Origin of the sequence: Dyella flagellata (assembly GCF_030160275.1) — a bacterium.
Lineage (GTDB): Bacteria > Pseudomonadota > Gammaproteobacteria > Xanthomonadales > Rhodanobacteraceae > Dyella_B > Dyella_B flagellata.
In genome coordinates, this window is record NZ_BSOA01000006.1 from 1 (window position 1) to 23,436 (window position 23,436).

General features: G+C 62.0%; 23 protein-coding genes. 11 read left to right on the forward strand and 12 right to left on the reverse strand.

Features of this window, described 5'->3' with window-relative positions; translation table 11 throughout:
* Positions 1-107 precede the first annotated feature (107 nt).
* The 8 genes from pcp to QQJ96_RS04575 form a co-directional block, all read right to left on the reverse strand.
* Positions 108-761, reverse strand: a complete 654-nt coding sequence (pcp, locus tag QQJ96_RS04540) for a pyroglutamyl-peptidase I (RefSeq protein WP_284330774.1) — start codon at positions 759-761, stop codon at positions 108-110.
* A gap of 25 nt (positions 762-786) precedes the next feature.
* A complete protein-coding gene (locus QQJ96_RS04545) occupies positions 787-1,755 on the reverse strand; it encodes a 5-oxoproline transporter, DUF979 family subunit (protein ID WP_284330775.1) in 969 nt (322 codons plus the stop codon).
* Between the two features lie 2 nt (positions 1,756-1,757).
* Positions 1,758-2,435, reverse strand: a complete 678-nt coding sequence (locus tag QQJ96_RS04550; protein ID WP_284330776.1) for a DUF969 domain-containing protein — start codon at positions 2,433-2,435, stop codon at positions 1,758-1,760.
* Positions 2,432-3,217, reverse strand: a complete 786-nt coding sequence (locus QQJ96_RS04555) for a LamB/YcsF family protein (RefSeq protein WP_284330777.1) — start codon at positions 3,215-3,217, stop codon at positions 2,432-2,434. Before QQJ96_RS04555 ends, QQJ96_RS04550 begins: the two co-directional genes overlap by 4 nt.
* The gene (locus tag QQJ96_RS04560) at positions 3,214-4,197 is read right to left on the reverse strand and encodes a 5-oxoprolinase subunit C family protein (RefSeq protein ID WP_284330778.1); all 984 of its coding nucleotides are present in this window, start codon (positions 4,195-4,197) and stop codon (positions 3,214-3,216) included. The genes QQJ96_RS04555 and QQJ96_RS04560 overlap by 4 nt, the downstream gene beginning before the upstream one ends.
* 91 nt (positions 4,198-4,288) lie before the next feature.
* The gene (pxpB, locus tag QQJ96_RS04565; protein ID WP_284330779.1) at positions 4,289-4,996 is read right to left on the reverse strand and encodes a 5-oxoprolinase subunit PxpB; all 708 of its coding nucleotides are present in this window, start codon (positions 4,994-4,996) and stop codon (positions 4,289-4,291) included.
* 176 nt (positions 4,997-5,172) lie between these two features.
* A complete protein-coding gene (locus tag QQJ96_RS04570) occupies positions 5,173-6,450 on the reverse strand; it encodes a 2-hydroxycarboxylate transporter family protein (protein WP_284330780.1) in 1,278 nt (425 codons plus the stop codon).
* 118 nt (positions 6,451-6,568) lie between these two features.
* Positions 6,569-7,855: a porin gene (locus QQJ96_RS04575; protein WP_284330781.1), complete on the reverse strand. Its 1,287-nt coding sequence runs from the start codon at positions 7,853-7,855 to the stop codon at positions 6,569-6,571.
* 744 nt (positions 7,856-8,599) lie between these two features.
* On the opposite strand from QQJ96_RS04575, the gene QQJ96_RS04580 reads away from it, so the two are divergent.
* The 11 genes from QQJ96_RS04580 (at position 8,600) to QQJ96_RS04630 (ending at position 21,313) form a co-directional block, all read left to right on the forward strand.
* Positions 8,600-9,097, forward strand: coding sequence for a hypothetical protein (locus tag QQJ96_RS04580; RefSeq protein ID WP_284330782.1), 498 nt, complete (start codon positions 8,600-8,602; stop codon positions 9,095-9,097).
* Positions 9,098-9,489: 392 nt separating this feature from the next.
* Positions 9,490-11,298, forward strand: a complete 1,809-nt coding sequence (locus QQJ96_RS04585; RefSeq protein WP_284330783.1) for a hypothetical protein — start codon at positions 9,490-9,492, stop codon at positions 11,296-11,298.
* Between the two features lie 102 nt (positions 11,299-11,400).
* The gene (gene hypF, locus QQJ96_RS04590) at positions 11,401-13,830 is read left to right on the forward strand and encodes a carbamoyltransferase HypF (protein WP_284330784.1); all 2,430 of its coding nucleotides are present in this window, start codon (positions 11,401-11,403) and stop codon (positions 13,828-13,830) included.
* An 18-nt stretch (positions 13,831-13,848) separates the two neighbouring features.
* Entirely contained in the window at positions 13,849-14,127 is a 279-nt protein-coding gene (locus tag QQJ96_RS04595; protein WP_284330785.1) for a HypC/HybG/HupF family hydrogenase formation chaperone, read from the forward strand.
* Positions 14,124-14,837 carry a D-sedoheptulose-7-phosphate isomerase gene (locus tag QQJ96_RS04600; protein ID WP_284330786.1) on the forward strand — a complete coding sequence of 238 codons (714 nt, stop codon included), beginning with the start codon at positions 14,124-14,126 and terminating at the stop codon, positions 14,835-14,837. The genes QQJ96_RS04595 and QQJ96_RS04600 overlap by 4 nt, the downstream gene beginning before the upstream one ends.
* On the forward strand, positions 14,834-15,988 hold the full coding sequence (gene hypD, locus QQJ96_RS04605; RefSeq protein WP_284330787.1) for a hydrogenase formation protein HypD: 1,155 nt from the start codon (positions 14,834-14,836) through the stop codon (positions 15,986-15,988). Before QQJ96_RS04600 ends, hypD begins: the two co-directional genes overlap by 4 nt.
* Positions 15,985-17,091, forward strand: a complete 1,107-nt coding sequence (gene hypE / locus QQJ96_RS04610) for a hydrogenase expression/formation protein HypE (protein ID WP_284330788.1) — start codon at positions 15,985-15,987, stop codon at positions 17,089-17,091. The genes hypD and hypE overlap by 4 nt, the downstream gene beginning before the upstream one ends.
* Positions 17,092-17,124: 33 nt before the next feature.
* On the forward strand, positions 17,125-17,736 hold the full coding sequence (locus QQJ96_RS04615; RefSeq protein WP_284330789.1) for a hypothetical protein: 612 nt from the start codon (positions 17,125-17,127) through the stop codon (positions 17,734-17,736).
* Complete coding sequence (locus QQJ96_RS04620) at positions 17,733-18,626, forward strand: hypothetical protein (protein WP_284330790.1); 894 nt, start codon at positions 17,733-17,735, stop codon at positions 18,624-18,626. The genes QQJ96_RS04615 and QQJ96_RS04620 overlap by 4 nt, the downstream gene beginning before the upstream one ends.
* 19 nt (positions 18,627-18,645) lie before the next feature.
* Positions 18,646-19,464 (forward strand): M15 family metallopeptidase, encoded by an 819-nt coding sequence (locus QQJ96_RS04625; RefSeq protein WP_284330791.1) that lies wholly within the window; start codon positions 18,646-18,648, stop codon positions 19,462-19,464.
* A 10-nt stretch (positions 19,465-19,474) separates the two neighbouring features.
* A complete protein-coding gene (locus QQJ96_RS04630) occupies positions 19,475-21,313 on the forward strand; it encodes a nickel-dependent hydrogenase large subunit (RefSeq protein ID WP_284330792.1) in 1,839 nt (612 codons plus the stop codon).
* 12 nt (positions 21,314-21,325) lie between these two features.
* Here QQJ96_RS04630 and QQJ96_RS04635 read toward each other — a convergent pair whose 3' ends face one another.
* From QQJ96_RS04635 to QQJ96_RS04650, 4 genes are read right to left on the reverse strand one after another with little or no spacing between them, the layout of a single operon-like run.
* Positions 21,326-21,670 (reverse strand): ArsR/SmtB family transcription factor, encoded by a 345-nt coding sequence (locus QQJ96_RS04635; RefSeq protein ID WP_284330793.1) that lies wholly within the window; start codon positions 21,668-21,670, stop codon positions 21,326-21,328.
* Positions 21,667-22,533, reverse strand: a complete 867-nt coding sequence (locus QQJ96_RS04640) for an MBL fold metallo-hydrolase (RefSeq protein WP_284330794.1) — start codon at positions 22,531-22,533, stop codon at positions 21,667-21,669. Before QQJ96_RS04640 ends, QQJ96_RS04635 begins: the two co-directional genes overlap by 4 nt.
* Before the next feature lie 12 nt (positions 22,534-22,545).
* Entirely contained in the window at positions 22,546-22,947 is a 402-nt protein-coding gene (locus QQJ96_RS04645; RefSeq protein ID WP_284330795.1) for a DUF6691 family protein, read from the reverse strand.
* Complete coding sequence (locus tag QQJ96_RS04650; RefSeq protein ID WP_284330796.1) at positions 22,944-23,372, reverse strand: YeeE/YedE family protein; 429 nt, start codon at positions 23,370-23,372, stop codon at positions 22,944-22,946. The genes QQJ96_RS04645 and QQJ96_RS04650 overlap by 4 nt, the downstream gene beginning before the upstream one ends.
* Positions 23,373-23,436 lie beyond the last annotated feature (64 nt).

A 23,436-nucleotide genomic window follows, 5' to 3' on the forward strand; every position in this document is an offset into this window, starting at 1 on the left:
GCCCTGCGGGCCTTCTGGACGTCATGCCGGGCACGTGGAATAGATCAGAGCATCCCTAGGGATGGAGTCGGAACGCCGATGAAACTACTTGGCATTCCCTGCGGATATCAATCCAGCGCGCCTGCGGCAAAACGTTCATCGACGCGCCGCGTTGCGGCAACTTCAAGGACAATGCACAGGGCACGCACCCCATCGTCCTTGCTCATGCTTGGCGCATCCGGAAGCCGAGCTGCTTGGGAAGGAAGATACGGTAGGTGGATAAAGCCCGCGCGCCGGTCGCGATGCTGGGCGGCCAGATGCAGCATCAGGTACGCCACGTGGTTGCAGACGAAGGTACCCGCGGTGTTAGACACCTCGGCGGGCAAGCCTTCAGCGATCAAGGCCTTGAGCATGGCCTTGATCGGCAGGGTGCTGAAGTAAGCAACGGGACCATCGTCCACGACAGCTGCATCGATGGGTTGCGCGCCGTTGTTATCGGCAATGCGGGCATCCTGCACGTTGATGGCCACCCGCTCGATGGATAGGCGGCTGCGCCCACCCGCCTGGCCCACGCCAAGCAGAATCGCCGGCTCGACTTCGTCCACCATCGAGGACAGTTCGCGTTGCGATTCGGCAAACGCCGTGGACAGCAGGCGCGATACCACCAGGTGGCCGCCAATGAGTCTGCCGTCGAGCGCATGCACGGTTTCCCACGAAGGATTGATGTCGGCGCCGTCGAACGGCGTGAAGCCAGTCAGCAGGATGCGCGGGGGCTTGCTCATGGCGATCTCGATACGGACCAAGGACTTAGCGGAAAACCAGCAGCCACAGGATGACGAAGTTGGCGATGAAAATGCCAATCGCGCTCCATGCCTGCGCACGGATCACGCCATAGGGATTGCGCAGCTCCAGCAGTGCAGCCGGCACCAGATTGAAATCGGCAGCCATCGGCGTCAGCAGCGTACCGCAGTAACCGCATAGCATGCCCATGGAACCGAGGATGGCCGGGGTCGCGCCATAGCGCTGTATCAGCCATGGCAGCCCGATGCCGGCCATCATCACCGGAAATGCGGCAAACGCGTTGCCCATGATCACGGTGAACAGCAGCATGCCGAGCGCGAACAGCAGCAGGCACAGGAAGGCATTACCTTCGGGAAGCAGCCTGCCCGCCAGCGTGGCGATGGCGGACCCTACTCCGCTTTGCGTAAACACCTCTCCGAGAGCTGCCAGCAGCAATGGCAGTAACGCCGCCCATCCAATGGCGTCGAGCAGGCGCCGGCCTTCCGCCAGCCCCTGATGCAGCGGCGCCCGCGCCACGCGTGCTGTGGCGATCAGCGCCACTACACAGGCCAAGGCAAGTCCAGTCAACGTCATTTGCCGGCTAGCAAACAACGCCATACCGCCGATCGCGAGATGGGCGCCCAACAATGCCACCAGCAACGTCACCAGCGGTATCAGCAACGCCGGCATAAACAGCTTATGGCCAAGGCGCGAGGCCGACGCGAGTCGCGCCGAACTGCTCGAGCCTTCAGGATGCGACCTACGACGAAGCAATGGAGCCAGCAACGCCAGCGCAATGACCATGCATCCGGCCGCTTGGGCAGGCCATAGGTGGCCGGCTTTCTGTTGCGCCAGCACGAAGTCGCCGCCGGCAAACAGCAGGCCAAGCAGCAGCCAGAAGGTGGCACGCGCAAGCTGCCTGTCACGCAGGTTGCAATACGCGCTGAATAGCAGGAAAGCCGCGATCAACTGATAGACGTATTCGATGCGCAGCATGTTCAGCCCTCGCGGGCGTGATGGGCGAGGCGGCGCTGGAACAGCCAGACGCGCACCGACTGGATCACAAATGCGACCATAGCCGTGGGCAATGCCCACAAGGCGATACTCAGCGGCGTAAGATCGATGCCGTGTTGCGCGTAAAAACCCTGGATGAGCAGCACTGCGCCCAGTGCAATGAAGACGTCTTCGCCAAAAAAGCGGCCAATATTGTCGGTCGCAGCGGCTACGGCGCGCAGCTCATCGCGCTCGGCGTCGCTAAGGCCCGGATTGATCTTTTCGGCGGCCGCCTCGCTCATCGGCGCCAGCAACGGACGCACCGTTTGCGCCGCGCCAGCGATGCCGGTGAGCCCCAGCATGGCCAGCCCTTCGCGCAACAGCAAGTAAGCGATCAGCAGGCGCGCGAGCGTAAGGCCCCGCAATCGCCCTATCCATTGCTGGGCGTGCTCGCGCAATCCGGCATGTTCGAGCAGGCCGACGGCGGGCAGCGTTAGTACGAACAGCAGCAACATGCGCGAGGACGCGAAGCTAGTGCCCAGCAGCGCCACCACGTCAGGCAATGGCCGCCCGGCCAGCAAGCCGCTGACGAGCGCCGCACAAACCACTACGGGAACCGCATTCAAGCGCAGCGCGAAGCCGATGATGATGACCGCGACGCCCAGTAGCGGCCAATAGTTCATGTCTGCTGTCCGGTCCGGTGCGGGGCTGCGATGCCGATGTCGGTGGCCTCCAATGCGGCACGCAATTGTCGTGCGAAGGTCACCGCATGCGCACTGTCGCCGTGCACGCACAGGGTGTCGGCCTGCAATTCCAGGATGCTGCCGTCGACAGCACGCAGCCGGCCTTCACGGGCGATTGCCATGGCCTGTGCGATCGCCTCGTCGCTTTCCTGGATCAAGGCATTCGGTTCGCGTCGCGGCTGCAGCTTGCCGTCAGGGCGATAGCGACGCTCGGCAAAGGCTTCGGCGACAACCGGTATGCCCACTGCCCTGCCCGCGTCGATCAGCGCCGAGTTGGCCAGGCCGAACAAGCGCAGCGCGGGATCGAAATCACGCACGGCGCGTGCGATCGCTTCGGCCAGTTTCAAGTCACGTGCAGCCATGTTGTACAGCGCGCCGTGCGGCTTCACGTGCCGCAGCCGGGCACCCGCCGCTTGCGCGAATCCATGCAAAGCACCGATCTGATACAGCGTTAGCGCATAGACTTCGTTGGACGTAACCGCCATCTCGCGACGCCCGAAACCCTGCAGATCGGGCAGCGACACGTGCGCGCCAATGGCTACTTCGCGCTCAACGGCCAAGGCGACGGTGCCGCGCATGATGTCCGGGTCGCCGCCATGAAAGCCGCAAGCTATATTGGCTGAGCTGACGATGGCGAGCAGCGCAGCGTCGTCGCCCATGCGCCATGCGCCAAAGGATTCGCCCAGGTCGCTGTTGAGATCGATCGTCTTGGCGCTTTTCATGTGGATTCCAGGCGTTGTTCGATGCGTTGAAGCAAGCGCTGCAGCGATTGCTCGCGCTCGCGCAGGCGTTGTAATGCCTCGTCCATGGCGGTTTCGCGGAAATATACGGCATCGCCCGGGCGTAGTTGGGCCACGCGCGGAAGATCCACCGCGGCGAGCTGACCGATGCGCGGATAGCCGCCTGTGACCGGTGCTTCGGCCAGCAGCAGGATCGGCTGTCCCGACGGCGGTAGCTGCAGGGTGCCGGGCAACGTGGCTTCGGATACCAGCTCCAGCGCTTGGCGCAGACGCAGCAATGCGCCATCCATGCGACTGCCGGTACGGTTGCTGTCCTTGCTGATGAGAAAGTGCTGGGCAAACAGGGCCTGCTGCGAGGCGTCGTCAAGCGCGTTGTAATGATGACCACGCATCAAGGCCAGCGGTTCCTGAGCGTAGCCGAGCCACGGCTGCGGATCGAGCCCCCAGCGGAGTGCCTTCACGTGCCGGCCCGAATGAAACCAGGGAGCCGCGGCGCGTTCACCGATCGTCAAAACGTCGCCGGCCTGAATTGCCCTTCCATCCAGCGGACCGATGCATGCATGCAGATCGGTGCTACGGCTGCCAAGCACCGGCGCACTGTCGAACCCGCCCCGCACCGCGAGATAGCTGCGACAACCATGTTGTATGCCGCCGAGGCGAAGCAGCGTACCCGCCGGTAGAAAGCAGCTCGTCCACGGCGGCAATAGCTGATCGTCTGCGCGCGCCTCGATGACCCCGCCGGTAACGGCAATCACCGCATCCTGCCGGAAGCGCAGCATGGGACCGGCCAGCGTGATCTCCAACGCGGCTTCGCCACTGGTGTTGCCCACCAATGCATTGGCCAATCGCCAGGCCGGTACATCCATGGCACCGGCGCGCCCCACGCCTAGCGACGCATAACTGCGGCGCCCCGCGTCTTGCAGGCTGCTGAGCAGGCCGGGCTTGATCACGTCGATGCTCATGCGTCAGCGCCTGCCCGCATGACAATGGCGCAGTGAGGATGCCGATTCCCGCTTTCCGCAGGCTTGCGGATGCTGGGCTTGGCATCCCAGCCTACGTGCTGGCGAGGCGTTGGTATGCATGCTCGTCAATCGCCTGAAAGCGAACAGCATCCCCCGGCTGCAAGAGAGATGGCGTGGCGGCAGCCGGATCGAACAGCCGCAACGGCGTGCGACCGATCAACTGCCACCCACCGGGCAATTCCTGCGGGTAAATGCCCGTCTGCTGCCCGCCGATGGCAACACTGCCGGCCGGCACGCTCATACGCGGGCTGCTACGCCGCGGCGTAGCCAACGCCGGATCGAGGCCAAGCAGATAAGGAAACCCTGGTGCGAATCCAAGCATGGCCACGCGATAGGTTACGCGGGTATGGCGCGCGACGACCTCCTCCGGCGACAGCTGCGAGTACGATGCAACGTCGAGCAGATCCTCGCCCGCCTCGCCACCGTAGCAAACCGGAATGGTGATCTCGCGGGGCTCTGCTTCTGCAGTGCTTGCCTGATCCAGTGCAGCGTTGATTGCCTCGCGCAGGCGCTGTTCGGAAAAACGGCCGTCGTCCTCCAGCCAGCTCATCGGATCAAAGCGCAACAGCAGGCTCGCATAGGCTGGCACATATTCCACCTCGGCCAGCCTGGATTTTAGCGCTGCCGCCATCGCATGCACGCGCGCATTCACTTCGAAGTCGATGCTCGTACCCAAGCGCAGGAGCCACGCGTCTTCCGCGAGGGGCTCGATTCGCATGGTCGGCCAGGCTTGCGGCATGCGTTCGTCCTGAGTGCGCGAGTCAATCTCACTGTGTCCAGGCTCGTTCTTACAACGAGCGGAGTCAACAAGCTGTTGACCGCTGGCGGGCCCGAATCCTTGCTTCCCGGTCCCTCCAAACCCCGCTGGGCCCATACGTACGCCGCCGCTGGTGCCAAACCCGACCGGTGTGTCAGTTAAACCTTGCCTGCCCAGGCGAAAACCACCAACACCAGCGTCACGGTGATGGCGCCGAAGATGCGGGTGGCGATCTGCGCAAAGGGCATCAAGGCCATCCGTTCCGAAGCGGTGAGGATGGCGACATCGCCGGTGCCACCCTGCCCGCTGTGGCAGGCGCAAACGATCGCCGTATCGATCGGATACATGCCCATGCGACGGCCCACATAAAAACCCGTGAGCATCAGCGTAGCCACTGTTGAGGCGATCGTCAGGCCGTTGCTCAGCGTCAAGGCCGACACCAACTTGTCCCATGGCGTCATGGCGACGCCAATGGCGAAAAGCAGCGGATAGGTCACCGCAACGGCAAAGAACCGGTAGGCCAGGCTCGCACCTCGCCGCAGCTCAGGTGGAATGGCCCTGCCAAGCTGAGCCAGCACCGCGATGAAAAGCATCGAGACCGGTGCCGGCAAGCCGAACAAATGGAAGGCCAGCAAACCCAGCACGTAAAAACTGATACCGGTTATTCCCGCAGCGGCGAGCTGCGCGACATCTACGCCAGTGCCTTCATGATCGCCGTCCACGCGAGCCTTCACCGCTTTTTCCTGCCCAGGATACAAGCGTCCACTTCCGCTCAGATGTGGATATTTACGTCCCATGAAATTCAGCAGGCCCGAAAGCAAAATGGCGCTCAGGCTTCCCAGCATGATCGACGGGAGCACCTGGGCGAATACTTCGCCCTGTTCCTGATGCAGCACTGCCGCATAACCATAGGACAACGGCAGCGCTCCCTCTCCGATCCCTCCAGCCATGATGGGAATCACCACATAAAAGAACGTGTGCCGCACGTCCATCCCGAGCAGGCTACCCACTAGGGTGCCCACGATCATGGCGGCAATCGAGCCACAGGCCAGCGGCACGAAGATGCGGAGGAAGCCGTGGATCAACACACGGCGATCCATCGACAGGATGCTGCCGACGATGATGATGCAGATGAAAAGATAGAGAAAATTGGACGACTTGGTAAAGCTGGTGACGCCATCCACCACAATAGCCGGAAGCAGCTTCGCATGAACCAGGTACGATGGAAGAAAGGTCGCGAGAATAGCTGCCGCGCCGATGTGCCGAAGATAAGGCAAGCGCTTGCCGATCTCCCCGCAGGTAAAGCCACCCACTGCCAGCACAGCGATGGCGATGTTGATTTCGCCCGGCATCCATCCCTGGCTCGCCATGACAGCAAGCAACGCAAGCAGCAGCACGTAGACAGGCACAGGAATGATTCCGATGCGGATATCCATCCACCGCCACCAGCCCGCCGGCCAGAATCGACAGGGAGAAAAGGCGGATTTCGTACGGGTCTGCGGGGCACTCATTGTTCAAACCATCCTTGTTCCATCTCAGCAGATAGGCTTGCGTTTAAAAGCGGAAACGGACGCCGATCATGGGATCGACGTTCCACCTGTGCAGATAGCCACTGGCCATGCCTCCGCTGACTCGCGAATACATCGCGCCGGCATAAGTATCGAAATGGCGATTGATTCGGTAATCCAGCCGCGCCGCTGGCATGGTCTGGCTGCCGCTACACTGTGGGGACTCGGCACCCCCACACTTTGTCACGCCGTAAGCGTTCTGACTGTAGTAGTACCAGCCTGCCGCCAGATCCAATTTGGCAGTGATCGGATGGTCAAAACCGATCCAGTAGACCTTCATGACCTTGGTATGCGGGTAAGCGGAATTATTGACCACGCTGAACCAGTGCCCGCCCAGCCCTTGCAACGGTACAGCAAGCGGGTGCGAAGGATTGCGGTATCGAAGGTCCACGAAACCTGCATAGAGTGTCCAGTGATCCAGCTTGTACCGGGTCATCGCCAAATAGGATGAATTGTCCGAAATGGTGGCCGCCAGCGAATCCGGTGCTGCTCCTTTGGCCATCTGCTCGGCCGTGAGCGGACTTGCCGAAATAGCCGTGTTCTTGCGACCCCATGCCACGTCCATCGACCATCGTCCCTGGTCAAAGCCGACGTCGATCTCTTTGGCGATGCCTGGGCTGCCTTGGGTGAATCCCGGCTGGAACAGCCCGCTGACGCGAACGTGTTTGTAGCGGTAAGCGTATTTGACGGAATTATTCAGACGGCCATCTTCGGTAACGCCGATGCCCGCCGCTGCATTGGAATAGGAGAGAATGGAAAAGGCGTACGATCCGCTGAGTGGATCGTATTGGCTCATTGCATCCCGGTCCGGAAGATTGTTGCGCCCTAGCGTGAGGCTGCCATAGGTTGCGGAGCTGAATCCGAAATAGGCCGGCCCATTGAAGGCCTGCCCCGCACGGCTGGAGTCGCCCGCCGCGTGCTGCCGATTTTGCGGCACCCCATTGTTGTAAACGTAGGATTGCAAGCCATCCGTCAGGCGAAACGAATGGGGCGAAAAACCGGTTTCCAGTTTGAAGATGAAATCGAAATCGCCGGCGATCTTCTCTTTGCCGCGCAAGCCGATGGACGACTGGCTCAGGCCGTTGGGCGCGATCGAAACCAGGGATTCATGCGCGGTTTTATTGATGAAGTAATTCAAGCCCGCGGCCGAGCTGGAACTGACTTTGGCACCTGCACGCAAATAAGCAACGCCGATGTCGTAAACACCATACAAGGTCATGCCATGCCAGGTCAGCTCATCCTCTGCCGTCGCGGTTTCGGTGGCGGTCAACATGCCTGCGGCAAGGAGAGCAAGAGCAGATCGTCCTACCTGCTTTCTTGCACGCGGCCCAATCCCAAGACCGCTACGGCTCATGGCATGCATCGGTCATTGCTTTCGTCATTAGTCCATTAAGGGCACTGACACTCCTGAGTTTCATCAATCCCATGACTGTTGCAGATGCGACGCAGCGAGCCGGAAGCCCATTGCAATCGAGCATACGGACTACTGACAGATTTATTTCTAAAAAGTTTCCGAAAATGTATTTTGGTTACATGTGCCGAGCCGATCATGATCAGCTTGACGAAAGCTGCATCCAGGAAGGATTGATCTATTCCACCCACCCGGCATGATGCCCAGAAGGCCCGCAGGGTGTGTCATGCGACACAGGGCAGAGAAGGTCATCCGTCCAAGTCGCGGGGCACGGCCCGCGCGCCTTCTGGACGTCACCCCGTCATAAAAATTCAAAAGCTTGGGGCCACACGCTTGCGGAACACGCTGTATGCGCGCCCCGTAGCGACCCAGCGCGTAGGCTAGGATGCCAATCCCAGCTTTCCACACGGCATCCCGATGCTGTGATTGTCACCCCAGCCTACATGCTATCGACGATTTGCCGGCCGGCAATAAAGACCGTTTGCACCGCATGGTGATGTTCATGACCGCACGTTGCGGGACGATGATGGCGTCCTTGGCTTGCTTGGCACCGATGGTGTCGCCAATTAAAATCGGCACCACCGCCACGGATCATCGGGGACCACTTTGACTGAGCCACGTTTTTATGAAACTGCCGAGAACGAAGCCCGCATGGGGCACATCGACCAGGCGTTGTGGTCCAGGCTTGAAAACGAATTGCCCAAGGCCGATCGAGCCACTCGCCAGGCAAAATACATTCAACTGCGCGCAGAAATGCTGGAAAACATCCATCTACGCGCGGAGCATCTGCGCGGCACTCAAACAGCACCGCGGCAAACGGCCTTTGTGCAGACACCGGATAACGCGACGCGCACCCCTTGGCCCATGGGCAAATGGTTGCTTGGTTTACTGGCCGTCCTGATTTTTTTTGCCATGGGATTCCTGGTCCACCACGTCCGCCACTTGCCTGACAGTGCGCCCATGGCTGTCTATGCTCTACCCACGCTTGGATTCATCGTCCTGGGAGGGATTTTCCTCTATCTCTGTCGCTTGCTCGGCTGGCTTGGAAGTGACCGCTGGTCGTGGCTTTACGACACCGACTCAAACAACGACGATGGGTTTTAGGGGGCCTTGAATGGCTTGGCCAAGTGAATGGCCGGAAACAATGACACCGGCGAATCCGGTGCAGTCCCCGGGGGTCCTTCATCACGCCAATTTCACGGAGCGCATTGTTTTATCCCCGCCGTAGATTTGGGGGAATCTAGCGGGGGAGTGAGTTCCGATTTTCATGCGACTGGTCACAACCAGGACGCCTAACTCACCCAATAGATCGCGTTTGCAGAAAATCGCGCCCGACCGGGCCGCGACGCGCCACCGTTTGGTTTGAATTTGCGCAACGCAAGCTCATAGCGCCTGCCTGTCAGCGCCCGCCAATGTCGGGGCGCACACCGATTCGTGACATCGCGCAAGAAATTTGCTGATCGACTTTTTCTTACTTTCCACAGGAGTAGAGAGCGATGAGAAAGCTAGCTGCAACAAAGCGGAACGATCGTGCGGTCTACCTATTCCTTGGCGTTTCGGCGCTGGCGCTGGCGCCAGTGGGATTCGTCAGCGCACAAACGGTGGTGCCCACCAATGCCAAACCGCTGTGCGCTGTATCGCCAACCACGTTCGCCAGCTGGTTTGCCAGCGGCAAGCCCAGCCTGAACGGCGCGGTCAATCCGGCCGACAGCATCAAGTTTCCGAACCAGAACGACTGCAACTTCTACAACTGGAGTGCGCAGATGTTCCTCTGGCTCACCTCGCCGGCCTTTGGAGCCTATGGTTCGAACGGCTTCGTCTTCACCTCGCCGATTTTCTACAACGTCTCCGGCGCGAAGAACGGCAAGCGCACCTACTCGCAAAACCAGCCGGACAATCCCCTGCCCCTGCTCAACGTACGCGCCGCCCAGGCCGGCGAGCACGGCCTGCAGCTGGTCACCGACAAGAACGGCCAGATCTTCGAAGTGCTGCCGGCCTCGCAGGCCAAGGACGGCAATTCGCTGGTGCGTAACGCGGCCGGCAAAATGATCGAGATTCATCGCATCGAGGCGCAGCCCAAGCAGAAGCCCAAGTTCTTCGATGCCGCGAACAAGGAGATCGTTCGGCCCAAGGCCCCCAAACTCGACACCACGTTGGCCTTGCGCGTTGCACCGCAACTGGCCCAGGTCACACCGGAGGAAACCAAGAGCTTCGTACAGGCGTTCGAAGCGAACGGCAAGGTAGTCTTCGTGGACAGCAACGGCAACACCATCGAGCCTACCCAGGGCCAGGCCGGCACCTCGGGTGTACTGCTGGCGCAAGACCAGTCGCTGGTCTACTACGCAACGATGGTCAACGACGTCTACGCCTACTTCCAGACCGGCACCCAGAACGGCACCTTCCCGGCCGGCCCGAGCGGCTACAGCTTCTTTCCCACCACAGCGCAGCAGCTCGCCCCGGTGATCAAGTACGCCGCCTCGAAGGGGTCAAACTTGCCGGACCGTGTCGCCCTGACGATGGAATTGAAGACCTCGTGGATCGATACCGCCGGCCTGCCCGCGCTGGGCTTGAATCCAAGCGATTTCATCACCGTCAAAACCACGGTACCGGTATACAACCGGAGTAATCCGAAGCTGTGGATTCCTACCGGCCAGACCAAGCCGGTCACTCTGGCGATGGTGGGCATGCATGTGGTCGGCAGTGTCGCCGGGCATCCGGAAATGGCCTGGGCCACCTTCGAGCAAGTCAGCAACGCGCCAAGTTCCGCTTACCAGTACACCAACGTCCAGGGCGGAACTTCCTCGGTGCCGCAAGGCCAGGCCGGCGCCTGGGCGTTCGCCTCCCCGAAGGCGACGGTCTACAACATCCAGAAGGCGGACTTCAAGTCAGCGCCAAAGATCACGGCGGTGAGTGGCCAGACGATCTCGCCCAGCGACACCATGTTACTGAAGGCCTGGGGTACGGGCTCGGACGCGCCGAACTTCGTGCTGGAAAATACCGAGGTCATCTCGTCCGACAGCAGTGTGCTGACGCAAATGCCCAAGGGTGACGTGCGCGCCAACTACATCATGACCGGGGCGACCTGGACCGTCAAAGGGCAGACGGTGCAGTCCAACAACCAGATCGGCACCAACCTGCTCAACAACTCGACGATGGAGACTTACGATCAGGGCATCAACAGCCAAAGCAACGGTTCGAACTGCTTCAGCTGCCATGCCAATGGTTCGCAGCCGGCCGGGCAACCCGCCAATACCGCGGTGAGCCACATTTTCACCTCATTGGTTCCGCTGTATCCGAAGTCGTAACTGACTGCACGGCCCTGCGGCGCCGTCTGCGCCGCAGGGCATGGTCCATGTCCCGGCCCGGGTCTGGGCCGGCCCCATGCAGCTACGGGTAGGGATCGGCCCATGTCGACAGTGTGGCAACACATCGAAGTGCGCGTCACAGGTACGGTGCAGGGCGTGGGATTTCGCCCAACGGTGTACCGCTTGGCCCTCGACTGCGGTCTTGACGGCGAAGTCCTGAACGACAGCGAGGGCGTACTGATCCGGCTGGCCGGCATGCCGCACGATGTGTGCGACTTTCTGCGCAGGCTGCCTGAGGAAGCCCCGCCGCTGGCGAAGATCGATTCCATCGCCGCGACCGAGCGTGCGGATTTCCGCGAATACGGCGGTTTCCACATCACCGAATCGCGCCACGCCGCGGGTCGCACCGATGTGGCTGCGGATGCCGCCGTTTGCCAGGCTTGCCTGGACGAAATCAGCGATCCCAAACAGCGGCGCTATCTTTACCCCTTTACCAATTGCACGCATTGCGGACCGCGAGTGTCCATCGTGCGCGGCATTCCCTACGATCGCGCGGCGACCACGATGGCCGCTTTCCCGATGTGTCCCGCGTGCGACCGGGAATACCACGATCCGCTGGACCGGCGCTTTCATGCGCAACCGATCGCTTGCCACACTTGTGGTCCCAGCTTGATGCTGCATGAGCATGGAACGGCGCTTCGGTTCGACGCGGACGGCAACGCGAGCGAGACGACAGCGCGTCAGTTGAAGTATCTGTGCCGTGCACTGGCCGCAGGCAAGATCGTGGCATTGAAGGGCCTGGGCGGTTTCCATTTGTGTTGCGACGCCACCCATCACGCAGCGGTCGCCACCTTGCGCCAGCGCAAAGCACGCGAGGCCAAGCCCTTCGCGTTGATGGCTGCGGACCTCGCCGAAGTGCGCCGCTATTGCCACGTTTCCGCGCTGGAAGAGCAACTGCTCGCTAGCCCCGCCGCACCCATCGTTCTGCTTGAGGCGCACAACCAACGCGAGGCCAAGCTCCTGACGCTTGCAAGCGCCATTGCGCCGGATAGCCGTCTGCTCGGCTTCATGCTGCCGTATACGCCACTGCACTACCTGCTATGCCACCAGTTCGGCCGCCCCCTGGTCATGACCAGCGGCAACCTGTCCGGTGAACCGCAATTGATCGACAACACCGAAGCCTTGCTCAAGCTGGACGGCGTCGCCGACGTGATCGTGACCCACAATCGCGACATCGCCAACCGCATCGACGATTCGGTGGTGCGTGTTGTCGCCGGCCAGTCCCGGCTACTGCGGCGCGCTCGCGGCTACGCGCCGCGCTCGATCACCCTACCCGCGGGTTTTGAGCACGCCGATGGCATCCTGGCTTACGGCGCCGAACTCAAGTCCACGTTCTGCCTGGTGAAAAAGGGTGCGGCTGTCCTGTCGCAACACCAGGGTGACCTGGAAGAGGTCAACACCTACGAAGACTACGAGCGCAATCTCAGCCTGTATCGCCGATTGTTCGAGTTCACGCCGCGCCATCACGCCATCGACCTGCATCCCGAATACCTGAGCAGCAAGCTGGCGCTGCGCGATCCGCTTATTTCCGGTATCGCCGTGCAGCATCATCACGCGCACATTGCCTGCGCCATGGCGGAAAACGGTTTGGCCCTAACGCATCGCCCGGTGCTTGGCATCGCCTTCGACGGGCTGGGCATGGGTGACGACGGCGGCCTGTGGGGCGGCGAATTCTTGTTCGCCGACTACGCCGGCTACCGCCGGCTGGCTTGCCTGAAGCCGGTGGCCATGCTCGGTGGCGAACAGGCAGCCCGACAACCATGGCGCAACACCTTGGCGCAACTTCTGGCCTGCATGAAGTGGGAGGATTTCCTCATGCGCTACGGCAGCACGGGCTTGGGCCGGGCGCTGCTAGCCAAGCCTATTCCGACCTTGCGCGCCATGTTGCGCGATGGCGTGAACTGCCCCTTGGCCAGTTCTGCCGGCCGCCTGTTCGACGCCGTGGCCGGCGCACTCGGCCTGCACGCCGAGCAGACGCAGTTCGAAGGGCAAGCGGCCATCGCCCTGGAAATGTTGGCCGATCGCACTACGCTGCGAAGTTGTCTCACCGTCGGGATGGGTCGCCAACGCGAGGCTTACCGCCTGGACATCGTGCCCGATGCCGTGCCGCTCGTGCTCGATCCGGGCAGCATTTGGCCGCGGCTTTGCAACGACCTGCTGCAGGGTGTGCCGTCCACCGTCATCGCTGCCCGCTTCCATGCAGGCTTGATCCTGAGCGTTGCCGACATGGTCGAGCAACTGCGGCATGCGCATGGCTTCGATGAAGTGGCGCTCACCGGCGGCTGCATGCAGAACGCTCTGCTATTGGAAGGCTTGATCGATACGCTCACGGCCCGCGGCCTGCGCTGCCTGACTCATACGCTCGTGCCGACCAACGACGGCGGCATCGCCCTGGGACAAGCCGTGGTCGCCGCAGCTCGCCTTGCCGGACAGTCGTCAACCGCCACGTCCAATCCCTCTCTACATACGTAACCCGCAAAGGAAAGGCATATGTGCCTAGGCATACCGGGGAAAATCGTCGCCATCACCGATAGCGTTCAACTGCTCGGCGTCGTCGACGTGGGCGGCATCCAGCGCGCGGTGGATTTGAGCTGCGTCGCCCAAGGCGGTGAAGCGCTGGAATCGCTGCTCGACCGCTGGGTGCTGGTCCATGTGGGCTTTGCCATGAGCGTGATTGACGAAACCGAAGCTCAGGCCACACTCGCGGTGTTGACCGAACTGGGCCAGGTGCAGGAAGAGCTGGCGGCCATGCAGGAAAGCGAGTCATGAGCACCGCCCCGAACAGCGACACGCTGCAGGCGCTTTATCCGTTTCTTGCCGCGAAAAAGACCGATAGCGCCACCATGGGGCAGGCCCTGCTGGTTTCGGTACAGCAAAAGATCGCCCAGCATCTGGACATAGTCCAGCGATTCTTCGCGACACACGGCGAGGCGGTGGTCAGCTGCGCACGCACCATTGCCGATGTCTATCGAAGACAGGGCCGGCTCTTCACGATGGGCAACGGCGGTTCGAGTTCGGATGCGTCGCATATCGCGGTCGAGTTCCTGCATCCGGTAACGACCGGCCGTCCGGCGCTGCCGGCTTTCGACCTCAGCTGCGACAAGACCGTGATGAGTGCCATCGCCAATGACGTCGGCTACCAGCACGTGTACGCGCGCCAGGTGGCGAGCCTGGTGCGGGCGGAGGATGCACTGATCGGCATCTCCACCAGCGGCAATTCGGCCAACTTGCTGCGCGCGTTTGCGCAGGCCAGGAAAAACGGCGCCACCACCATCGGCCTATGCGGCGGTGACGGAGGGGAGATGGCCAAGGCCGGACTGGACCATTGCCTGGTAGTCGACTCGGACAGCATCCACCGCATCCAGGAGTGTCACGTCGCCATCTACCACGTGCTGTGGGATCTGGTGCATACGCTGCTGGCCGACGAGCGCGGATCTGCGGGCAACCAAACTCAAGAACCTACCGGGGCCAAACCATGAAATATGTGGATGAATACCGCGATCCGGCGCAAGCGCAAAAGCTGATCAAGGAAATCACACCGCTGGCGGACAAGCTCGCCGCCCACCGCGGCCGTCCGGTCTACGTGATGGAAGTGTGCGGCGGCCACACTCATTCGATCTTCCGCTACGGCATCGAGAACATGCTGCCGCCGAGTGTGGAGCTGATCCACGGGCCGGGTTGCCCGGTCTGTGTACTGCCCATAGGGCGGGTCGACGATTGCGTGGCGATCGCCGAACACGAGAATGCCATCATGACCACCTTCGGCGATGCGATGCGCGTCCCGGGGTCCAAACGCAGCCTGTTGCAGGCCAAATCGCTGGGCGCCGATGTGCGCATGGTCTATTCGCCGCTGGACGCACTGAAGATCGCGCGCAGCCATCCGGACAAGGAAGTGGTGTTCTTCGGACTCGGCTTCGAGACCACCATGCCCAGCACGGCGTTCACCGTGCTCAAGGCCGAGGCGGCGGGAATCGGCAATTTCTCGCTCTTTTGCAACCACATCACGATCATCCCGACGATCAAGGCGGTGCTCGACTCGGAAGATTTCCAGGTCGACGGCTTTCTCGGCCCCGGCCACGTCAGCATGGTGATCGGCACCCGCCCTTATGGCTTCATCGCCGAGCACTACCGGCGGCCCGTGGTGATCTCCGGCTTCGAACCGCTCGACATCCTGCAGTCGCTGTGGATGGTGTTGAAACAGCTCGATGCGGGGCACGCACGTATCGAGAACCAGTACAGCCGCGTCGTTCCTGAAGATGGCAACCCCGCCGCCCTGCAGGCGATCGGTCGCGTGTTCGAATTGCGCCCGTTCTTCGAATGGCGCGGCCTGGGTTCGATCGACCATTCCGGTGTGCAGCTCACCGCCCAATATGCCGCTTATGACGCAGAACGGAAATTCGCCCTGCCCGCCGTCGCCATCGCGGAACCCAAGTCCTGCCAGTGCGGCGAAGTGCTCAAAGGCGTGATCAAACCCTGGCAGTGCAAGGTCTACGGCAAGGCCTGCACGCCGCAGACACCGATGGGCGCGCTGATGGTGTCGAGCGAAGGCGCGTGCGCCGCCTATTACCAGTATGGCGGCGGCCCCCGTGGGGTCAGCAACGATCAGCCGGTGGGAGAAAACGCCGCATGAACGCCAAGCAGGAAGAGACGACAACAACAACGACCCGCGGCGCAGCGGAAGATCTGCGCATCCGGCGCGGCAAAATGGCCACTCCGCTCATCACGCTGGCGCACGGTGGCGGCGGCAAGGCGATGCGCGAGCTGATCGATGATGTCTTCATCAACGCGTTCAGCAATCCGACGCTCAATACCCTGGAAGACCAGGCGCGCATGCCCTTAGCCGACCTCGCGCGCCTAGGCGACCGCCTGGCCATGACAACCGACTCCTACGTCGTCGACCCGATCTTCTTCCCCGGCGGCGACATCGGCAAGCTGGCCGTGTGCGGCACCGTGAATGACCTGGCTGTAGGCGGCGCCACGCCACTGTATCTGACTTGCGCCGTCATCATTGAGGAAGGCATGCAAGTGGAGACACTGCGCCGCATCGTCACTTCCATGGCCGAGACAGCCAAGGCTGCCGGCGTCAGCATCGTCACCGGCGACACCAAGGTAGTCGGGCGCGGCAGTTGCGACAAAATATTCATCAACACGGCCGGGATCGGCGTGATTCGCCAGAGCCACCAGCTCGGCGCCAACCGGGCGCGCCCCGGCGATCGCATCCTGGTCAACGGCTATCTGGGTGATCACGGTGCCGCCATTTTGAATGCGCGCGGCGACATGCACCTGAGCAGTCCGATTCAAAGCGACTGTGCCGCCTTGCACGATTTGATTTCCGTGCTGCTGGCCGCCGCGCCGGGAACACGCTTTATCCGTGATGCGACGCGCGGCGGCATTGCGTCGGTCCTGAACGAAATCGCCGAAGCCTCGGCCTGCGCCATCGAAATCACCGAGACCGCGACGCCGATACGGCAGGAGGTCAAGGGATTCTGCGAGATTCTCGGCCTCGACCCGCTCTACCTGGCCAACGAAGGCAAGCTGGTCGCGGTGGTGCCGGAAGCCGAAGCCGCCGCAGCGCTGCAAGCCTTGCGCGCGCACCCGCTGGGGCGGGACGCGGCCGACATCGGTGCAGTGCTCGCCGACGGTCGCTCCGGCCGTGTTCACATGCAGACTGTCTTTGGCGGCAAGCGCATCGTCGACATGCTGATCGGCGAACAACTGCCACGCATTTGCTGAGCGTATTTTCTCCCTCTCCATCAAGGCCCCCCCATGCACACCTACTCATCCAGGCAGTACATCCCGGCCGAAGGCTTGCTGACCCGTGTCGTCGATCACGACGAGGTGCTGACGTTGGACTACCAGGAAGCCACGCGCCAGCATCAACGCTCGCTCTGGTGGGGCACCGCTGTCGGCTATCGCGCCATGCAGGTCGCGGCCGTCGCGCTTTCCGCAGACAGCCTGTGGCGGCGCGACAACCTGGTTGTGGTCAGTGCCCATCCCGGACCCGGCGTGCTCGACTCACTGAACTACGTCACGCTTTGTGCCGATCGCGGCACGCTGACCGTGATGCAGAACGACCGTTGCGTCAACCGCTGCAATAGCGAGATGAAATTCGAGTGGTGGGTCAGCGACGGCGACCGCACCGCCCACATCATGCTTGATGAGGATTTCGTTCCGCGCGATTTCTATGAACTGATCGATCGGCGCGTGTACAGCGAAACCCGCGCCGACGACGACAAACTGTTCGAGCTGTACAAGGTGAACCTCTCCTCGCGGATCTGGGTGACGCCGCTGGAGAAAAGCTTTTCATACGAGCTGCTGCCGCCGATGGCGCGAGGCCAATTGCCAGCCGGCCACGCCTGGGTCAAGGAAACAGCATGACGGGAACGCCCTTCCCGGATGCTGCCAAACCCCTGGAGGAAAGCACCCCGGCGAAGATCCTGGCGCTGGCGCGAGTGGCCGAGCCGCCGCGCCTCTACGATGATGACATGTACCGGCACTATCCCGGCATGAAACTCGGGCGCATGGCCGATGTCGATTTTTTCGCCGACAAACTCGGCGATCTGGCGGCGGAAGTGCTGGCAGCCGGTGCAGAGGCCGACGCGTGGGCGCTGACTGCGCCGGCGTATTACCAGCTTCCGGCCGGCGCCAATCTGCTGGCCGAACGCATGCACAGGATGCTGCGCGAGCGAGGCGTCGACTTGCCCTTGGTGGATTTGCGGCTATCGTTCGAACAGATCGCCGTGCGCAGCCTGGAAGAGTTTCGGCTTTCGCACAATTACAGCAACTGTTCGCTGGCGCAGCGCGTGGTCGAGCGGCAGCGCATGGAAGACACGGCAGCTGCCGACCCAGGCTGGCTACGCTTCGCCAAACACAGGGTCATTATCGTCAACGACATCTATGTCACCGGCACCCAGCAACGCTTCATGCAGCGCTCGCTGACGGCGGCCGGCGCAATGGAATGTCATTGGTTGTATATCTTCCACATCGAGGGCGAACTGGCGCGCGCTTGTCCGGAGATCGAGCACCGCATCAACAACAGCACCCTCACCGATCTCGACAGCTTTGCAGCCCTGCTCTCCGACCCGACCACGCACCACACTGCGCGCTGCCTGTCGCGCCTGTTCAATGAAGAGCCAGAATCATTCCGCTATCTGGCTGCCAAGCTCCAGCCTGAGACGCGCGCACGGGTGTACCGTCTGGCGCAGGACGAGCGGCGCTATGAAAGCCCCTTGTTCGCCGAAAAGATGCGCCTGCTGAGTGGCAACTAAATTTGAGGCCCTCCCGATCATGTACGACATCGATTACCGCATTCCCCAGGTCGACTTGGCGGAAATCCGCAAGCCCCATTACCAGATTCCGCTCGATCGCAGTTCCAGGCTGTTTGCCGAGGAAATGGTCGACGTGCGCGACTACGGCCTGGGCTTCCTCTCCTGGCATGCGATCGACGACGGCAGCAACGCGCCTTACGGCAAGCCGATTGCGGGCAGCCGGACCGATGGCTGGCTGCGCCGGACGTTCGCCGAGAAGCTGGCGCGCGCCGACCGCCTGCTGGCCGCTTACGATGCGCAATTGCTGATCCTCGACGCCTACCGTTCGATCGAATGCCAGCATGGTCTATGGGGGTACTTTTGGGAGCTTGGGCGCCAGGCAAACCCCGGGGCGAGCGACGAAGAGCTTCGGCAATTTGCGTCGGGCTACCTGCGCGACCCACGCACATTTGATCGCAACGACGCGCGCACTTTCCCCATACACAGCACCGGGGCATCCATCGATGTCGTGTTGCGCAGCCGCTCGCAGGGGCATTGGCTTGACATGGGTTCGCGCTTCGACGAATACACCGAGGTCAGTGTCACCGATTACTTCGAACGGCAGCTGCTGCAGGGTGCGATCAGCAATGACGACCACCGGCTATGGAACCGGCGCCTGCTGCATTGGGCGCTGGCCAGCGAAGACGTCACCAACGACCCGCTGCTGTACTGGCACCATGACTGGGGCAACCAGATCTGGATCAAGGTCAAGCGAGCGGTCTACGGCGACGCACTGGAAACGGCGTGGTACGGCTACGTCGATGCCCCTCCCCGGCCCCCGGCCACGCTCTCGGACTGAAGGATTGAGCATGGACTTGCACGCGCATGCGCAAACAAACGAGGAAGACACCGGCACAACCGGTGAATTGAGCGCTGTGATGATGCGCGAGATGCGCGCACGCAATCACGCAAACCTGGCCGCCGCTGCGGCGCAGACCGACCCGCTGGCGCGACTCGAAGGTGGCTTGGCGGTGCATTGCCGAGTCGATCTTGAAAGCCGCACGGTGATGGAAAGCGCGTCGATGGCCAGCTTGTTCAAAGGCTACGAGGCACTGCTGCCGGGACGCGACTTGGGCAAGATCGGACTGATCAGCGCGACTGCCTCCGGCATTTGCGGTGGCGTGCACGCCACCGCTTCGGCGCTGTGCCTGGAAATGGCACTTGGCCTGGCGCCGCCGCCCCTTGGCATCGTCTTGCGCAACCTGCTTTTGAGCTGCCAGTACCTCAACGACAGCTGCCTGCATCTGTTCGTGCTGGCCGGGCCGGACTACTCGCACCAAGCGTTCGAAAGAACCAATCCGGAAATCTTGAGCCGCGCGCAAAAGGCAGCATGCCGATACTCCCAGCAGCACGGCTATGCGCGTGTCGGCGACCTCATGGCAGCGCTCGACAAAGGCAGTGGTGCCTTGTACCGGGAGGCGCTGCAGATGGCGGCGCGCGCACGTCAGGCTTACACACTGCTGGGCGGCAAGTACCCGCACTCGGAGTCGATCGTCCCCGGTGGGGTCGCCCTGCCTGCCGACGTGGCCAAGCTGGCCGAATTCAGCGCTGTTTTACAGCCGTTTGCCGCCTATAGCCAAAAGGCCGCCGCGGTCTGGGATGAAGTTTTCGACTTCCTGCTGGAAGCCGAACCGCGCTATGCCGACCTTGGGCGCGCATCGGCCTCGATGCTCGACTTTGGCCAATGGGATCATCCGGATCACTACGACGGCAGCTACGCGCGCTGCGACGCCTGGGGCGCACAGCGCTGGTCCACGCCCGGCGCGTTGATCGACGGCCAGTTGGTCTGCACGGCGTTGAGTTTGCTCAATGCCGGCATGGAAGAGCATCTGGACCACTCCTATCAACGGCGTGCAGCACAACCGCGCGCGATGATCAGCGCGGACCCCAATGGCAACCCCATCTCGCACCTCCATCCATGGAATAAGCGGACCGAAACGGCCAAAGCGCACAATCCCAACGCCTACAGCTGGGGCTCCAGCTTCACCTGGCGCGGCCACAATTTCGAAGTCGGGGCTTATGCGCGGCTCTACTTGAGCGCAGCGGCGCAAGCCTTGCCGCCCGGCAGGCACGTGGCGGCCGATGGTGTCGGGCTGGATTTCAGCTTGCCGGATGAAAACGGCCGCGAAATCGCCCTGCGCTGGAACATCCCTTCGCTATGGAACACCTTCGAGCGCAACCGCGCCCGGGCGTATTCCCTCGCTTTCAACCTCGGCGTCACGCGCGAAAACATCGCGCTGGCCGAAGCGGCGATTGCCGCGGGCGACACTCGTACGCGGATATCGCTCGACGACGCGCCGACGGGACGGCACCTCGGTGTCGGCTTGTGGGGCGCCAGCCGCGGCTTTCTCGCGCATTGGGCCGTGCTGAATGAGCAGGTGATCGACAACTACCAGATCGCCATCCCTTCACGCATCAACGTCGGAACGCGCATGCCCGATGGCATGCCAGGGCCGCTTGAGCAAGCCTTGGCCAATACGCGCATCATTGAAAGCCGCTACCACGGTTCGGATGATTTCGTCGGCATCGATATCCAACGCGTCGTGCAAAGCTTCGATCCATGCATGGATTGCACGCTTCATATCCTGCTGGGCGATGGTGCGACTGTGCTGGAACGAGCCGTGGATACACGCGTTCGCAGCACGTAGGCTGATCCCAGCCTACCGCTTGCAAAGCACCTCATGCAACGCCGCCATCAACGCATGCACACGCTCGTCGCTGATGCGATAGAAAATTGACTGTCCCTCGCGACGACCTTTGATAAGGCCCTCACGACGCAACAACGACAGATGCTGTGAAACCACGCTTTGTGCTACGCCCAAGGTCTCTGCCAGATCGTTGACCGAACGCTCTTCTTCCACCAGCTGGCACAGCAGCAACAGGCGGTTCTGGTTGCCGATGGCCTTGAGCATGGTCACGACATCGTCGGCACGGCGTTGCATGGCCTTGACATCCAGGCCAGCGGCCGGCCGTTTGCGGGACATGTTGGCAGCCGTCTTGCTCATAGAGCATCCAGCGGCAGCTTGAGATAACGAATGCCATTTTCCTCGGGAGGTGGCAGACGCCCCGCACACATGTTGACCTGCACCGATGGCAGCAACAGGCGCGGCATGGCCAGCTTGGCATCCCGTGCGCTGCGCAGTTGCACGAACTCCTCTTCGCTCACGCCCTGGCGCAGGTGGATGTTGTTTCGTTTCTGCTCGCCTATCGTCGTCGCGTAGCCATAGTCTTCGCGACCCGGCGCCTTGTAGTCGTGACACAGGAAGACGCGTGTCTCGTCCGGCAGTTCGAACAGTTTGCGCGAAGAGCGATACAACGCGGCAGCATCCCCGCCAGGGAAATCGCAACGTGCGGAACCATAGTCAGGCATGAACAGCGTATCGCCGACGAAGGCCGCATCGCCGATCACGTGCGTCATGCAAGCCGGAGTATGCCCGGGCGTGTAGAGAGCGAAGGCTTCGATGCTGCCCAAGCGATAGCGTTCGCCGTCCTTGAACAAATGATCGAACTGGCTGCCGTCGCGCTGGAACGCGGTACCTGCGTTGAACAGCTTGCCGAACACCCCCTGCACCTGGGCGATGTGCTCGCCGATGGCCAGTTTCCCGCCCAGTTGCGCTTGCAGGTAAGGCGCCGCAGAAAGGTGATCGGCATGCACGTGGGTTTCGATCAACCACACCAACGACAAGCGGGTGGCTTGCACAAAGTTCACTATGGCGTCGGCTGAGGCATGGCCCGTGCGTCCCGAAGCCTGGTCGAAATCGAGCACGCTATCGATGACCGCCGCCTCGCGCGTCGCCGGATCCCAGACCACATAACTGAAGGTGTTGCTGGAATCGTCGAAGAAAGCCTTGACCTCGGGAGATGCCATGATGCGTTTCCTTCAAATGTGATCCGCCAGGCGCCAGCCCAGCACCATTGCGGCAACCAGTCCCGCTACCGGCAACAAACCGCTTGCCAACGACGCCAGGGCTGGGCCGGGGCAATAACCGGCAAGCCCCCAACCCACGCCGAATAAAGCCGCACCGCCTATCAGGCGCACATCGATACGGCGCGTTTGCGGCAGGAGAAACCCACCGGCGAGCCACGGTGCGGGCTGTCGCCATACCCATCGGTAGCCGATCAGCGTGACCGGAATCGCTCCCATCATCACGAACAGCAAGCGCGGATCCCAGGCACCTGCCACGTCCAGGAAATCCAGCACTACCGCCGGCTGCGTCATCCCGCCCAGCACCAGGCCAATACCGAGCATCAATCCCGCCAAGCCAGCCGTCAGGTACTTCATGCGGGCAGGCCTGCGAAAATGTGTCGCACCACGAATACCGTGGCCATCGCCACCAGCATGAAGACCGTAGTCGCCACCATCGAGCGTGGCGACAGGCGTGCCATACCGCATACACCGTGGCCGCTGGTGCAACCACTGCCGAGCTTGGTGCCCAGCCCGACCAGGAGGCCCGCCGCCAGCATCCAGGGCCAGCCTACCTGGGGTGCCCCTACGCGAACGGCCGGCCACCATGACAAGCTCATTGGCGCGGCGACCAGTCCCAGGAAAAAACACACGCGCCAGGCGCGATCCCCTGCCGACGCACCCGACACCAGACCTGACGCGATGCCGCTGATGCCGGCAATGCGGCCCAGCGAGCCCATCAGCAGGACGGCGGCCGATCCAACCAGAACGCCGCCCAAGGTAGCGAGAAGCAATGGATGCATAGAAATATTCGAATATTAGATGTTTCTAATATACAGAACACCTGCACCACCCGCAATTCCACTG